Genomic DNA, 14,439 nt, shown 5'->3' with positions numbered 1-14,439 from the left:
ATAAGAGGCTGTCTGAAAAGACAACCTTTTTTGTTGATTTAATCGTATTTCTTAAACATCCGGCTTATTCTGATAGTTTGTTAGCACTTCAATGGCCTTTTCGGTATCTTTCTTATTGATGAAAATATGATCATGGTAATAAGCGGCTACTACATTACAGCTTATGTTATTTTCAGAGAGAGCCTTGAAAAAGCAGCCGTTAGTCCTACTGCTTCCAGATTCAAATTAAAAGAAAAATAATGAATTTTAATTAATATACTTCAGTTGCAGAAGCGTTCTCCGGATAGGGCCCGTAATGAATTGATTATTATTGGTGAGCCAGATAATAGAAATATTGCTTTCGGGAATCATGATGAGGTGCGACTTAAAGCCACCCTGATCACCGGCATGTTCTATGACGCTTACGCTTTCTTCTGTTTTTGTATCAGCATAAAAGCCAGTATGTACAAACCAGGTTCCGGTATGATAGGCTGACTTTTTACCATTCCAGTCAGACGGACTGTATACTGTTTTTGAAACTTTAATAACAGAGCAGTTAGTAAACTTACACTGATTAATCGCAGCAATGTATTTTTTCAGGTCATCAATAGAGCTCCAGACACCTCCGTTTCCGGCAGCAGTAAAAGTAGGGCATTCCCCATAATCATATTCCCGGTAAGTCTTATCTTTCAGGATATAGCCATGAGCTACATTTTTATCAGGAAAGCTGCCATCTGTAATACGGCTGGCTTTCATACCGGCTGGCTTAAAAATATTTTGATTGATAAAATGTTGCCATTTCATCCCACTCGTTTTCTCAATCACCATAGCCAGACCATTATAAGCCGGATTTGAATAATTGAATTTTGTTCCCGGTTCAAATTCCAGTGAATCCGCAGACTGTAAAGGCCTGAAATTCTCTTCATCTTTTGCCGTAAGATAAAAAACACTATCCTTATCCACGTTTCTAAGATCAGGAAGTCCCGAAGTATGGGTGAGCAGATGCCGGAGTTTAATTTTAGAGGCCAGTTCTTTATTTTTAAAATTTGGAAAAAATTTAAGCAGATTGTCATCCGTTGAAAGCCTTTGTTTCTCCTGAAGCATCAAAATTCCATACGATACAAAAGTCTTGGAGATAGAGCCGAGATTGGAAACCGTTTTACTGGTAAACTTTTCACCTGTCTTTAGGTCCGCCAACCCAAAAGAATTCTCATACAATACCTTATTTCCCTGCTGGATCAGAATAGCACCACCTGGCTCGTCTGCTTTAAACAATTGGGAGAATGCAGAATCGAGTTTTGACTTTAAAAGTTCTTCACGGGTTTGGGCATAGCTGATAAAATTAATACTAACAGTTAAGACAAGGCCTGATATTAATTTAAGATTCGGAAACATGAATTGTAAGGTTTAGTTTTATATGATCTGTTGTTTTAGCTTTTTGTGATCGAATCCATAACGATTGTTACAGGTCCGTCATTGACCAGGGAAACCTTCATATCTGCCCCGAAAATTCCACTCTCAGTTTTTAATCCTGATTGGGCAAGCTCCTCTTTGAAATAATCGAAAAGAGGAATCGCTTTATCCGGCTTTGCCGCTTTAATGAAAGAAGGGCGGTTGCCTTTTTTGTAATCTGCAATTAATGTAAACTGGCTGATGCACAGGATTTCTCCCGAAATATCCTTCACAGAAAGATTCAGTTTGTCATCTTCATCACCAAAAATCCTTAGATTTAAGATCTTCTGGACAAGCCAGTCTGCATCTGCTTTTTCATCATTTTCGTCAATCCCGGTAAGGAGCATCAGCCCCTTTCCAATCTTACCGACAATTTTTCCATCTACCTTTACATGCGCCTCAGAAACTCTTTGTATAACGATCTTCATTTTTTAATAATAAATATTTAAAGTTTTGGTGGAAGGATCATAGTTGTAAGGATATGTTTTAGGAGGCAGGGAAGTGGCAGCTCCTGATTCAGGCTGTCCTGTCCTCAGGATCCAGCGGGTATTGTCTTTAGGACACAGAATACTGATATTGTCTTTAACTTCGAGAGTGGTATTCACATCAGGGCAAATATGCGGGGCATTCCTGTCGTATGCTTTGAAAGAGTCTCCTACTCGGACCACAATCAGTCCTCTTGTTCCGGCCTGCTGTTCGTTTACATAAATCCAGCCTCCATCATAGTTGAGATTGTTATAAGCGGGCAGATTCAGATTTAAGGTTACATTAACAGGATTGTTCGGGAAACAGCTGACAGTATCTTCTCTGCTTCCACATGAGTTTATGGTTAAATTGCTGAAAATCAGTAACGTTAAAATAGATAGGATTGAAAAAGTTTTTTTCATTTCAATTTAAATTTTTATATATTTGTAAAAGTTAAACGATTATAACACGTAAAACATTGTCCGGCAAATGTCGGATTATTTTTTTATACCAAACCTAAATTTTGAAAATTATGGCAAGCTATGTAACAAAGGAGGGACAAGAGAAAATGAAAGCTGAGCTGGAACAGTTAGAAACTGTAGAAAGACCAAAGATTACCCAGCAAATCGCAGAAGCAAGAGATAAAGGAGATTTATCTGAAAATGCGGAATATGATGCAGCTAAAGAGGCTCAGGGAATGCTTGAAATGAGAATTTCCAAGCTGAAAGATATTATCGCAACTTCCAAGATCATAGATGAAAGTCAATTAGATACTTCAAAGGTTTCCATCCTTACTACTGTAAAACTTAAAAACAATGCAACCAATCAGGAGCAGGTGTTTACATTAGTACCGGATAACGAAAGCGACCTGAAAACAGGAAGGATTTCTGTGAATACACCGATCGCAAAAGGATTACTTGGAAAAGTAATAGGCGAAACGGCCGATATTACATTGCCGAACGGAAATAAACTTTCCTTCGAAGTATTAGACATCACCCTATAATCTAATTATAATCCTGAATCAAACTTCTAGTTTCTAACCTCTAACTTCTATAAAAATGAGCAGTATATTCACAAAGATCATCAACGGTGAAATTCCCTCATACACAATTGCTGAGGATGATAATTTCATAGCACTCCTTGATGCAATGCCTTTGGTGAAAGGCCACACCCTGGTAATTCCTAAAAAAGAAGTTGATCTGATCTTTGATCTGGAAAGTGAAGAATATAAAAACCTTTGGGGATTTGCCCAGCAGGTCGCCAAAAAGATTAAAAATGCTATTCCCTGCGTAAGAGTAGGAGTAGCTGTAGTGGGACTTGAAGTTCCCCATGCACACATTCATCTTATTCCCTTAAACAAGATGGAAGACATGAACTTCAGAAATGAAAGACTTAAATTAACAGACGAAGAATATAAAGAGATCCAAAACTCAATTATTAATTCTTAAAAGCATAAAATCGTAAAAAAGAAATTTTTTACGATTTTCTTTAACATATATTATTTAGTATGAATTCAAACCAATGTTCTTTCTGCGGCAGAAAAAGAAATGAAGTACAAATGCTTATTTCCGGGCAGAGTGGCTTTATCTGCGAGAACTGCATCGAACAGGCGCATGTCATTGTTAAAGACAGCGTTTCTAAAACAGGAGCTTCTCCTGCAGCAAATATAGACGAACTTAAGAAACCGAAAGAGATCAAAGAATTCCTTAACCAATATGTAATTGGGCAGGATCAGGCTAAAAAGCAGCTTTCGATCGCGGTATACAACCATTATAAAAGACTGCTTCACGCTCAGGACGAAAACAGGGAAGTAGAGCTGGAAAAATCAAATATCATTATGATAGGCGAAACCGGTACAGGAAAAACTCTTCTGGCAAAAACCATTGCAAGAGAGCTTAACGTTCCTTTCTGTATCGTAGATGCTACTATCCTTACAGAAGCCGGTTATGTAGGGGAAGATGTGGAAAGTATCCTTTCAAGACTCCTGATGGTTGCAGATTATGATGTAGAAAAGGCAGAGAGAGGAATTGTATTTATTGATGAGATCGATAAAATTGCAAGAAAATCAGATAATCCAAGTATTACAAGAGATGTTTCCGGAGAAGGTGTACAGCAGGGATTGCTGAAACTTCTGGAAGGAAGCATTGTCAATGTCCCGCCTCAGGGAGGCAGAAAACATCCGGATCAGAAATATATCCAGGTAAATACTCAGAATATTCTGTTTATTGCAGGAGGTGCTTTTGACGGAATCAAAGAGATCATCGAAAGAAGAATGAACAAACAGGCCATAGGCTTCAGTTCGGAAAAAATTAATAAGACTGATGAAGATGAATATGTACTGACACATATTAACGCAATCGATCTTCGCTCTTTTGGTTTAATTCCTGAACTTTTAGGAAGATTTCCGATCATTACTTACCTTGACAAACTCACTAAAGAGACCATGGTAAGAATCATGAAAGAACCTAAGAATTCGATCATCAATCAGTTTGTAGAACTTTTCAAAATGGATGGCACGAATTTGGTATTTACGGACGGTGCTATCGAAAAGATTGTAGAAGAGACTATCGAAAAAGGATTGGGCGCCAGAGGTTTAAGAGGAACAACCGAAAAGGTATTGGAGGACTATATGTTTTCAATAGGTGAAGAGAAAGAAATTATATTAACGGAAGATAATATTTTTGTTAATAAATAAAATATTTTTTTTTCTTTAAAAAAAAATCTTACCTTTGCAGGTGAGATTGTATTAACACACAAATAATTTATACAATGAGAAAAAGTTTATTTGCTATAGGTCTTTTAGCAATTAGTTACTCTGTTCAGGCGCAGATACTATGTCATGTTGACACTAATGCTAATATGTATGTGAGCGAAGGCACCCTTGTTTATAGCGGTGGAGGTGTACAGACAAGAGGTAATGGCCTTTTGGATGTACATGGAAACGTTATGGTTGTAGGTACAGTCGGAGATGCTTTTAAAACAATTACTGCCACAGGTACGGATAAAACCGACGGTGGAAATATTGTTTTAAGGCTAAATACTCCCACTGCTACTGATGACGTGTCTACTTACGGACAGTTATATGTTGATGGTTTAAGCCAAGCACAGATTACTGGAATCGTAAGTAAGGAATTCAGGACCAAAAAGAATGGTACCGGAAATTATTATCAACAGGTTGGTTTGCCTTTCTTTGGTAAAACCATGAGCACTTTATCCACTGAATTGGGTAAAACATTTGGCACTATAAGAAGAAGCCAAAACGAAATTTTAAAATGGAACAATACTGCAGCTATAGCTGATCACTATCCTAATTTAGCCCTTACAACCAGTAATGGTTCTGCGTACTACATGCTTGGATCTAACAATAACAACTTAGATGTAAGTAGTTCTATGCATACTCTTAATGGCCGTCCTTATGCAGCATTTGCTTCTAATGTAACTCTTCAGAATGCAGGGAATGTTAATTTTGGGACAGGTGGTACTGCCATCAACGGATATAATGAAAGGTACAATACTTATCTGCAGGATCAGTTTGAAACCTCAATTACTCCTTGGACTCTTACTTATGGTAAGAATATTTACCAGTTTGGAAACCCTTTCTTTACTAACCTTGATTTATCAAGAATAGGGCAGCAAGAACCGGGAGGGGTTGGTGCAGTTAATGACGGAAACTACATTACTAATATATGGGGTGTAAGATATGACCCGGGAACTGTTGTTGTAGGCTCACAAGGCAATGCTTATAGTACTGGAGCATTGATTCAGACTTATGATGTAAATGGAGTTCCAGTTGGAGATGTTGGTATGATCATCAAGCCGATGCAGACTTTTGTTCTGAAGTTGAGAGACAATTCTTCCCAGACATTAAATTTTAATACTCTAAGAAGATTTAGCTCGACTGTTAGAGCTGCAACTACTGACTATAGTGTTACTGCTGCTAGAAACGGAGCAAGAATCGATGGTACAATAAAACAGCTTGGGGTAATTGGCTTAGATGCCTCAGGGAATGAAGTTGCAAGAACTTATTATGTAGTTTCACCTAATGCTGTTACAGGTCATCAAACTTCTGTAGCAACTACAGTTCAGGCAACAGCAGGAAAAAACATCATCGGTACATTTGAAGAAGCTTTGACTGGTGGTTATGATACAAACTATACTGCAAAATATTGGTTATACATTAATGAAGCCAACGAAAGTAATTTTCAAGGTAAGAATGTTAAACTTGTAAATTATGATACAGGTAAAGTAAAGTCTTACAAATTTGAAATAAGAGAAAATGGGGAGTTAGTTCCAGCAGGAACGCACTTGCTATCTGCAGGTATTGGCTTTTACTATAAAGCATCAGACGGTACTGTACAGCCTGCAATACAGGATGGTATTGCACCTAATGCTGTTGCATCTTATGATTTATATTATGGTGAGCCAAGCAATGCAGTGCTGGCTGCAAAACAAACAGATGCAGCTACACCTTCAAGAACAATGGTGGTATACAATCCAGAAATTACCAACTACATTGTTAGATTCGATCCAAACTGGAAAAAAGCAGATATTGAAGTTTATGATATGAGCGGTAAACTAGTTATCTCTAAAAAGGCAGTTGATACATCTACGGATTTTGTAATTGAGCTTAATGGAGCAATTAAAAATTCTTATGTTGTAAAAATTGTTTCTGATAAAGGAGAAACTGTTAACACTAAAATCTTAAAATAAATATTATGAAAACTATTAATAAACTAGTACTTGCTCTATTCTTTTTTGGGACCTTACTGGTCAAGGCAGCTGATGAAATACCCCCAGCACCAGAAGATGGTGGTACAGGAGGGGTAGGACCCGGAGGGGTTGCATCACCGATTGACATGTATGTTTATATGTTATCGATTATTGCAGTTGTATTTATTATATACTATACAAAGAAATTGAAGAGCCAAAAAGCCTAAAATTTTATTAAAATAACATTAAACTCTCTGATTAGTCAGAGAGTTTTTTTATTTTTACTTTATGAAAAAGATTTATATATTATCTGCAGTATTATCTGCATTTTCTTTGCAGGCGCAGTTTACTGTTACAATTCAGGCTCCTGCAGAATTTAAAGATCAAGATGCCATTCTATATACACTAAACGGGTCGAAGGATATAATCGTTACCAAAGAACAGAGCAAAAATAATACATGGACTTTCAAATACCCCAATCATTATATGGGAATGATGAAGGTATATTTTCCGGCTTCAAATAATGCGGTAAGCTTTGTTTCGGAAAACAAAAATGTAAGTATTAAAATGGATGTTCAGAATAATAAACTCAAAGATGTTGTTTATCTTGATGAAGTTAATGACCTGATGAGCAAACAACAGGAAGGTTCGCAAAAAAAAGAGCTTATCCTCCCGGCATTGGCACAGATCAAAGAATATTATAAAGATAATACTGAATTCGGAAAAGCGCTGAAAAATGAAATAGAAAAACTTGCCGGAATGAGTAACAGTATTGATGCGGCCCAGCACCCATTTATTTCTTATTATAATACCAACTATAATAAATTTCTATCTAATTCCACAGATCCTGCTAAAAAAGTCAGCCAGGATGATATGGTCAACTTCCTGGATAAATCCAACGACATGCTTGAATCTTCTTCGCTTTTAAGGCCTGTTTTGGTCTCATATCTTAATTCAGGAGGTAATACAAACGTTGCAGGCTCAGTAGATACCCTTTTAGACCGTTTGAAAGTCGAAACTCCAAGGGGACAGACTGTTTTGTCGGAGCTGATTGATATTTTTGATGCCTATGATATGACAGAGCTCAAAACCAAATATCTTACGCTTGCGAAAAACCTTAAATGCACCATCAATGACAGGTTGGCAACAACTTTAAAAACCAATGCCAATGTGGAGATGGGGGCAGCATTTCCTAATGTTAAATTCCAGTCACCGGTCAATACAACTGCAAAATCGTTGTATGATGTGAAAGCTGATAAGAAAGTAATTGTTTTCTGGTCATCTACATGTTCTCACTGCGAAAGCGAGATGCCCCAGCTTCTGGCAAAATACAATGATTTAAAAGCAAAAAATATACAGATTATTGGGCTGTCTTTAGATACGGATAAGAATTCCTATACCCAAAAGATTGCTGCATTTCCTTGGATCAATGATTCTGAATTAAGAGGATGGAACAGCAGTTATGTAGATACTTATAATGTTCATGCAACTCCCACCTATTTTATTTTGGATGCTAACAATAAGATAATCAATAAGCCAGACCACGTGGGCAATGTTTTGGAATATTTTAAGCTAAAATAATTTTGGTGGTAAACAAATATTTTCTATATTTGCACCACCAAAACGGCGAGGTAGCTCAGTTGGTTAGAGCGCAGGATTCATAACCCTGAGGTCACGGGTTCAATTCCCGTCTTCGCTACAATACAAGGGAAAGTAATACATATTGCTTTCCCTTTTCTATTTTGAATGAAATCCATTAATTCTATTTTTTTGAGATGGATTAAAACTATTTACTATAAGTTTTCAGTGACTTATTACTCCAATACAGTTTCTTTTCCGTTCCAAAGCGTCTCGGGTAGTTTAAGATAGAAATGACCGGCAATTATGCTATCAACTTCATTCTTCTGGCTTCCAACTTCCTGACAACATAAAAAAACTTTATTCCAACTCAGGTTATAAATATCATAAATAGAAAAACCGCAGCTTATAACGGCTACGGTTTTTTATTCATATGTTTAAAAGGGTGGACTAACTTTGGTAACCTAATAATTTTCTGATCTGGTAGAAAAATCTCTCAATAAGCCGCAAATCCTGTGTTACAATCTCTGCATTACCCCTAAGCTCTTTATCAAAAGTAAGGTTTCTATTATAGCTTGTTTTTAATCCCTTAGGAAGAGTAATATCTACATAGTAATTTCCTTTATCGTCTGGAATGAGGGAAATATTCTGAACCTTTCCTTCTACGATACCATATTCCTGGAACCGGTAGTTATCAAGCTTAATCAATACTTTCTGACCTGTAGTAACCTTTCCTGAGTTAACGGTAGGAACAGACATTCTACCTACCAGTTTTTCCTTGTTAGTAGGAAGTATGGAAAGAATAGGTTCTGCTACTTTTACAAATTGATTTTCTCCGAAAAACTGTTGAAAACTGGCCATACCATCTGTGGATGATATAACAAGATAATTTTGTTCCCACTGTTTTAAAGATTTACGAAGCTGTTCAAAAAGCTGTAAAGTCTGTGAAGAGTAAGTAATTTTGTCTTTTTCGGTATTAATGGCTGTGCCGCTTTTCGTTTTATTCAGATTGGAAATTCCCTCATCCATTTGCGAGATGGAAATATTAAGATTTTCAAGATTCTGCTGTGCCTGAAGATATTTTATTTTCTCGTTTTCAAGTTCTACGGAAGCGATCACCCCCTGGTTGAAGAGTTCCTGAGATCTCTGATAGCTTTTCTTTGATAGCTCATATTTAGCTAACTCCAGGCTCTTTTGTTGTTTTAAAGTTGCTATTCTTCCCCTGTATTCTGAGATACTTTGATTGGCTGCAATATTTTCCGGGGCATAAGGCTGAAGCCTGGTGAAAAGTTCTTCATCCTGAAAAGCTTTTGCAAAGCTATTGTAATCACCCTGCAATTCGCCAAGTTTGAACCTGGATGTCTGCGCAATCGGAAAAGAGCTGAGCTGATTGGGAGCAATAGAATCCACAAGCTTTTTCAATTCCAGCACATCTTTATAATTTGCTGTGGACTGCATCACCATCAATACATCATTTTTCTTAACCTCCTGATGATCCTTAATAAAGATCTTTTCAATTTTCGAGTTGGTTCTGGCTTCTATTTTTTCAGGCGGATTTTGTGAGGTAACGATAACAGGGGCAGAAACAAATTCCGGATACTTGATAATATAGCTCATCACAAGGATAAGCAGGAGTATAATTAATATAATGCTGTTTCCCCAACGAATCATCCAATGAGGCGGCTGAGTGAGAATGTCCTGAACACTTTCGGAGCGAAGTTCAATATTGTCTAAAATGTCTTCTTTCATGTTTCTAAGATAGAATTTTCCCTGTGTTTTCAGGGAGAGTATTTTAATTTCCTAATTCCAGCTGGTTCTTCACCAGCCTGTAGTATTCTCCTTTTAAGGAAACCAGCTCAGCATGATTGCCTTCCTCTACTACTTTGCCTTTATCCAAAACTATAATTTTGTCGGCGTGTTTTACTGTTGATAATCTATGGGCAATTACAATCGCTGTCTTACCTTTAAAGAACTGTTCCAGATTCTCCATGATGACTTTTTCGTTATTGGCATCCAAAGCAGAAGTAGCTTCATCGAAAAAGATAAATTCCGGGGATTTATAAACGGCTCTGGCAATGAAAAGTCTCTGCTTCTGGCCACCGCTTACTCCCACACCTTCGTTTCCTATCTTTGTATTATAGCTTAACGGAAGGCTTTCAATAAAATCTTTGATATTGGCAATTTCTACAGCACGCCTCAGTTTCTGTTTGTCAACATAATCTTCCCCCACTGCAATATTATTGGCGATAGTATCATTGAAAACATATCCTTCCTGCATTACCACTCCGCAATGATCTCTCCAGAATCTAGGAGAAATATTTCTTAGCTGAGTATTTCCAAGCTTAATTTCTCCCGAATTAGGTTCGTAAAATTTCATCAAAAGCTTTAAAAGAGTGGTTTTGCCGCTTCCGCTGGCCCCTACGATAGCTGTAGTTTTCTGGTAAGGAATGGTAAGGCTGAGATCTTCAAATACAGGAACATCAGACCCAATGTACCTGAATGACATATTGCTGACATCAATGTCTTTTTCAGGGATCTCACTTGCATATTGTTCATTTTTGTCTTCTTCATCATCTTTGTCATGGATCTCGCCCAATCTTTCCAGGGAGATCTTGGCATCCTGGGTCTGTTTGATAAAATCGATAAGCTGCAGCAAAGGGCTGTTCAGCTGTCCAATGATGTACTGCACCGAAAGCATCATCCCCAAGGTAAGATTGCCACTCAAAACCAATTTGGCAGAAAGGAAACTAACCAGAATATCTTTCATCTGGTTGATGAAATTTCCTCCTACAGACTGCCATTGTTCCAGGGATAGAGATTTTATTCTGATTTTAAACAGTTTAACCTGTAGGAATTCCCAGTCCCAACGCTTCTGCTTTTCTGCATTATGCATTTTAATTTCCTGCATACCGTTGATGAGTTCAATTACCTTACTCTGCTCCTGTGAAACCTGAGAGAATCTTTTATAATCGAGCTCTTTTCTCTTATTAAGAAAGAAACTGATCCATCCAATATATAAAGCTGCTCCTACAAGATAAACAATAAAAAGTCTGTAATCATAGAACAGCAGGACAATACTGAAGATGATAAGGTTGACAAGCGAAAACAGGGTATTCAACGAGGAACTCGTTAAAAGCTGTTCTATTCTGTGATGGTCGTTGATCCTCTGCATGATATCTCCCGTCATTCTCGTATCAAAAAAACTTATAGGGAGTTTCATCAGCTTGATGAAGAAATCTGAGATGATTGAAATATTAATCCTTGCGGAAAGATGGAGAAGAATCCAGCTTCGGATCACCTCAATACCCATTCTTCCTAAGAATAACATAATCTGGGCAAGAAGCACAACATAAATAAAGTTGAGATCCTGGTTCTGTATCCCGACATCTACAATACTTTGGGTAAGAAACGGAAAAATAAGCGAGAGTAAACTTCCTGCCAAAAGACCTACGGCAAGCTGTATAACAAGTGACTTGTATTTAAGCAGGTATTTCGAAAGGAAAGAGAAACTGGCTTTACTTTCCGCAGTGTCAAATTCCGTTTGAAAAAATGAGGGCGTTGTTTCAAGAATAAGGGCAATGCCTTCTTCTGTATTTTCGTTGGCATTTTCCCCGATCCATAATTTAATAAATTCTTCACGGCTATAGGTGATCAGTCCGTAGCTCGGATCTGAAATATAGACTTTATTATTCTTATCAATTTTATAGACCACAACGAAGTGGTTCTTGTTCCAGTGAACAATACACGGGAACGGAACTTCTTCCGCAAGGGTATTAAAATCGATCTGGACTCCAAGGGAACGGAATCCTAGGTTTTCTGATGCATCGCTTAGTCCTAAAAGGCTGCTTCCTTCACGGGTGGTTTCAGAAAGTGTACGGATCTGCTGCAGAGAGATACTTCTGCCGTAATATTTACTTACGATTCTAAGGCAGGTTGGTCCGCAGTCTTTAGCATCCGGCTGTTTATAAAAGGGAAATTTCTTCAAAATTTATACTCATTATAAAATGCCGCCACGATATGACGACATTTTTACTTTATTCATTGTTATAATTAACTAATCATCGGCTAATAATAGCACCACTTATTGCATGCATCAACACAGATGAACATTTCCTGATCAGCTGTTGAGCACTGGCCCTGCGTTTTAAAAACACAATAGCTGGCAGAGGACTGAATACGGGCACATTGCTCTGTAATACCTCCTCTAAATATTCTCAAGCTTTCTCTTGAAAGTTTCTTTAGATTTTTCATAGTGTTATTAAGTTTTGTTTTCTTACTCTTTTAAAGCTTTTCAGAATCCGCTTTTATTTTTTCCTAAGATAGTGAATTTTTCAATTCCGGAAAGATTCTTATTGAAAGTCCTCGTCTTCCATTAATTCATCAACGAAAAACCAAATATCTTCACGATCATATTTATCCGGAAACTGGTGTCCGTTCAGAATGAAAATGGGGGTGAAGTTCAATCCGGAGCTGCTGTTATCTTTCGTCATTTCAATAAATGGTGTCAGATCTTCCGTTGTAGATGATCCTGATAGAGAGACGATCTTGTTTTCATCTCTTGTTTCGAACCATTCTTCAACAGCTTTCAAAAATTCTTTTTGAGGTTTGTTGTGATAAATGTATTTAAAAGCTGAAAGTAATTTGGTGTATTTTTCATCAGCCCTTTCCGGAGAATAGTTGAAACGGATCTGTACAGAAATGTCATCAGGATATTTTTCAAGAAGTCCTTCCATGATCTTATGGCCGTCTTTACAGAAACCACAGTAGGGGTTGGATACAATTGAAAGGCGAAGCTTGGAGTCCTTATTTCCCAATGTAAAAGTTTCCGTATCCTGGAATTCTATTTTTTCATTTTCTAAAAGCTGGCTTTTGAAAAGCTCATAATTTCTTTTAAATCTAAGGTTTTTAGCATTTGATTTCTGAAGGCTTTCTTTTTGAGAAAGGATGTTGCTGAAATATAAAACAGCAGAAAACACAAGGATCCACAGAACAGCTGTTAATAACAATGCTCCTATACTGAACGGTGTGCTCTGGAAAAACAGAATACTGAGCGCTAATTGCCCGATTAAAATTGAGATAATCAGAAGGCAGACTCTGCAGAAAGCCTTTTCCACAAAAGCTTGGATATATAATGAATAGGCAATTGCCAGTACAGAAACAAGTGTAAATCCTTTTACGATGTAAGCAGTTGCAGGAAGGAAAAGCCCTAGTACAGCAAGCCCTGTAAAATATATCAGAGAAAAATCTGAGAATTTTAAACCAAAAATACTTGTTTTATCCTGCTTGATGATCTTGTCACATGCATTGGCGGTCTGTTTGGCAGAGGTGTCTCCGCAAATACTTCCAATTACTGTAGAAGTATTCCCGAATTTCTGGTTGAAAATCTCCAACGAAATATAGACACCAGCCAGAGAAAGGACATTAAAAACAGCCTCGAATATCGTTTGGGTGAAAAAAGAGTAGCCCAGAATGATAGCAAAAACAACATACAGAAGAGGTTTAAAATTAAATGCTGCCTTATTTTCTGCATTTTCAGTTTTTTCAAAAAGCAGCACGAAATCTGTTGACTTTTTATGAAGCTCTTCTTTATTAAGTGTCTTAGCTTTTTCAGAATAAACCAAATAACTGGCTCCCGATTTCTTTACCAGAGAAAAGGAGTTATCTACGATCGCGATAAACTCTTCAGGCAACTCATCCCAATATTCCTTATCAAGTTCGTAAGCATCATTTTTTACGCCCATAAAGTTAAGCGTATCGCTAAAAGCCAATGCAGAAGGATAATTTGGATGAGAATTAAACTGGAAAGAAAATTCCTGTTTATCGAGTTTTAGATAGTTAATTAGCTTGTCGAAAATCATAGTAATATTTTTAACTAAAATACGTAGATGTTTTAAAAAAACAAGTTTTTTTTCTTTTGCTAGTGATATACTATTGTTAAATACTTGATTTTGTGTAATTATTGTTATATTTTTTCTTTTAACTAGTATAAAATGAAGCCGATTTCGTAATCTAATCTAAGAATATTGTACTGCCTTAGAAAGTTCAATAAAACAATTAGTCTTCCTTACATTTTCCTGTTTAATATATAAGTTCCTGAAACTTGGGATCTATTTTCTGTTATAAGAACACTGAAATGTCAACAAAGACTTTGTGAAGCTGCTTAATACTTTGTGGTGTAAAGTATCCCTGTAATTTTGGCTTCAGAATATTAAGTTCAAAACAACATAAACAGAACCATTAATCTAAAATAGAATG

Annotated in this window: 14 protein-coding genes and 1 tRNA gene; 7 read left to right on the top strand and 8 right to left on the bottom strand. The window is 36.9% G+C overall.

The window, feature by feature from the left end:
* Window positions 1-51 precede the first annotated feature (51 nt).
* From ACMGDK_RS06920 to ACMGDK_RS06905, 4 genes are all read right to left on the bottom strand, one after another.
* Window positions 52-165 (bottom strand): hypothetical protein, encoded by a 114-nt coding sequence (locus ACMGDK_RS06920; protein WP_436807713.1) that lies wholly within the window; start codon window positions 163-165, stop codon window positions 52-54.
* An 81-nt stretch (window positions 166-246) separates the two neighbouring features.
* Window positions 247-1,374, bottom strand: a complete 1,128-nt coding sequence (locus tag ACMGDK_RS06915; protein ID WP_436807280.1) for a serine hydrolase domain-containing protein — start codon at window positions 1,372-1,374, stop codon at window positions 247-249.
* A gap of 35 nt (window positions 1,375-1,409) precedes the next feature.
* Window positions 1,410-1,859, bottom strand: coding sequence for a D-aminoacyl-tRNA deacylase (gene dtd, locus ACMGDK_RS06910; protein WP_436807279.1), 450 nt, complete (start codon window positions 1,857-1,859; stop codon window positions 1,410-1,412).
* Window positions 1,860-1,862: 3 nt separating this feature from the next.
* Window positions 1,863-2,318, bottom strand: a complete 456-nt coding sequence (locus ACMGDK_RS06905; protein WP_436807278.1) for a Rieske (2Fe-2S) protein — start codon at window positions 2,316-2,318, stop codon at window positions 1,863-1,865.
* 110 nt (window positions 2,319-2,428) lie between these two features.
* Between ACMGDK_RS06905 and greA the strand changes: the two genes are divergently transcribed.
* From greA to ACMGDK_RS06870, 7 genes are all read left to right on the top strand, one after another.
* Window positions 2,429-2,899, top strand: coding sequence for a transcription elongation factor GreA (gene greA / locus ACMGDK_RS06900; RefSeq protein WP_116011920.1), 471 nt, complete (start codon window positions 2,429-2,431; stop codon window positions 2,897-2,899).
* Window positions 2,900-2,954: 55 nt separating this feature from the next.
* Window positions 2,955-3,344, top strand: coding sequence for an HIT family protein (locus ACMGDK_RS06895; RefSeq protein WP_436807277.1), 390 nt, complete (start codon window positions 2,955-2,957; stop codon window positions 3,342-3,344).
* Window positions 3,345-3,403: 59 nt separating this feature from the next.
* Window positions 3,404-4,591: an ATP-dependent Clp protease ATP-binding subunit ClpX gene (gene clpX / locus ACMGDK_RS06890; RefSeq protein ID WP_436807276.1), complete on the top strand. Its 1,188-nt coding sequence runs from the start codon at window positions 3,404-3,406 to the stop codon at window positions 4,589-4,591.
* Window positions 4,592-4,665: 74 nt separating this feature from the next.
* Window positions 4,666-6,606: a T9SS type A sorting domain-containing protein gene (locus tag ACMGDK_RS06885; RefSeq protein WP_436807275.1), complete on the top strand. Its 1,941-nt coding sequence runs from the start codon at window positions 4,666-4,668 to the stop codon at window positions 6,604-6,606.
* 5 nt (window positions 6,607-6,611) lie between these two features.
* On the top strand, window positions 6,612-6,833 hold the full coding sequence (locus ACMGDK_RS06880) for a signal peptidase (RefSeq protein ID WP_436807274.1): 222 nt from the start codon (window positions 6,612-6,614) through the stop codon (window positions 6,831-6,833).
* A gap of 61 nt (window positions 6,834-6,894) precedes the next feature.
* A complete protein-coding gene (locus tag ACMGDK_RS06875; protein ID WP_436807273.1) occupies window positions 6,895-8,187 on the top strand; it encodes a peroxiredoxin family protein in 1,293 nt (430 codons plus the stop codon).
* Between the two features lie 44 nt (window positions 8,188-8,231).
* Window positions 8,232-8,305: transfer RNA gene (locus ACMGDK_RS06870), tRNA-Met, on the top strand.
* A gap of 329 nt (window positions 8,306-8,634) precedes the next feature.
* Here the strand turns inward: ACMGDK_RS06870 and ACMGDK_RS06865 are convergent.
* From ACMGDK_RS06865 to ACMGDK_RS06850, 4 genes are all read right to left on the bottom strand, one after another.
* Window positions 8,635-9,933 carry an HlyD family secretion protein gene (locus ACMGDK_RS06865; protein ID WP_436807272.1) on the bottom strand — a complete coding sequence of 433 codons (1,299 nt, stop codon included), beginning with the start codon at window positions 9,931-9,933 and terminating at the stop codon, window positions 8,635-8,637.
* A gap of 43 nt (window positions 9,934-9,976) precedes the next feature.
* Window positions 9,977-12,169 carry a peptidase domain-containing ABC transporter gene (locus tag ACMGDK_RS06860; protein WP_436807271.1) on the bottom strand — a complete coding sequence of 731 codons (2,193 nt, stop codon included), beginning with the start codon at window positions 12,167-12,169 and terminating at the stop codon, window positions 9,977-9,979.
* Between the two features lie 80 nt (window positions 12,170-12,249).
* Window positions 12,250-12,435, bottom strand: a complete 186-nt coding sequence (locus ACMGDK_RS06855) for a hypothetical protein (RefSeq protein WP_436807270.1) — start codon at window positions 12,433-12,435, stop codon at window positions 12,250-12,252.
* 98 nt (window positions 12,436-12,533) lie between these two features.
* Complete coding sequence (locus ACMGDK_RS06850) at window positions 12,534-14,042, bottom strand: vitamin K epoxide reductase family protein (RefSeq protein ID WP_436807269.1); 1,509 nt, start codon at window positions 14,040-14,042, stop codon at window positions 12,534-12,536.
* Between the last annotated feature and the right edge of the window lie 397 nt (window positions 14,043-14,439).

This window comes from Chryseobacterium hilariae, from assembly GCF_051400735.1.
GTDB lineage: Bacteria > Bacteroidota > Bacteroidia > Flavobacteriales > Weeksellaceae > Chryseobacterium.
This window is presented reverse-complemented; position numbering and strand designations above follow the sequence as displayed.

What these genes read in the sequence shown, in the direction of transcription:
- ACMGDK_RS06865 (WP_436807272.1), bottom strand. Translation starts at nt 9,933, where the DNA reads ATGAAAGAAGACATTTTAGACAATATTGAACTTCGCTCCGAAAGTGTT.
- ACMGDK_RS06905 (WP_436807278.1), bottom strand. Translation starts at nt 2,318, where the DNA reads ATGAAAAAAACTTTTTCAATCCTATCTATTTTAACGTTACTGATTTTC.
- ACMGDK_RS06885 (WP_436807275.1), top strand. Translation starts at nt 4,666, where the DNA reads ATGAGAAAAAGTTTATTTGCTATAGGTCTTTTAGCAATTAGTTACTCT.
- ACMGDK_RS06875 (WP_436807273.1), top strand. Translation starts at nt 6,895, where the DNA reads ATGAAAAAGATTTATATATTATCTGCAGTATTATCTGCATTTTCTTTG.
- dtd (WP_436807279.1), bottom strand. Translation starts at nt 1,859, where the DNA reads ATGAAGATCGTTATACAAAGAGTTTCTGAGGCGCATGTAAAGGTAGAT.
- ACMGDK_RS06880 (WP_436807274.1), top strand. Translation starts at nt 6,612, where the DNA reads ATGAAAACTATTAATAAACTAGTACTTGCTCTATTCTTTTTTGGGACC.
- clpX (WP_436807276.1), top strand. Translation starts at nt 3,404, where the DNA reads ATGAATTCAAACCAATGTTCTTTCTGCGGCAGAAAAAGAAATGAAGTA.
- ACMGDK_RS06850 (WP_436807269.1), bottom strand. Translation starts at nt 14,042, where the DNA reads ATGATTTTCGACAAGCTAATTAACTATCTAAAACTCGATAAACAGGAA.
- ACMGDK_RS06855 (WP_436807270.1), bottom strand. Translation starts at nt 12,435, where the DNA reads ATGAAAAATCTAAAGAAACTTTCAAGAGAAAGCTTGAGAATATTTAGA.
- greA (WP_116011920.1), top strand. Translation starts at nt 2,429, where the DNA reads ATGGCAAGCTATGTAACAAAGGAGGGACAAGAGAAAATGAAAGCTGAG.
- ACMGDK_RS06895 (WP_436807277.1), top strand. Translation starts at nt 2,955, where the DNA reads ATGAGCAGTATATTCACAAAGATCATCAACGGTGAAATTCCCTCATAC.
- ACMGDK_RS06915 (WP_436807280.1), bottom strand. Translation starts at nt 1,374, where the DNA reads ATGTTTCCGAATCTTAAATTAATATCAGGCCTTGTCTTAACTGTTAGT.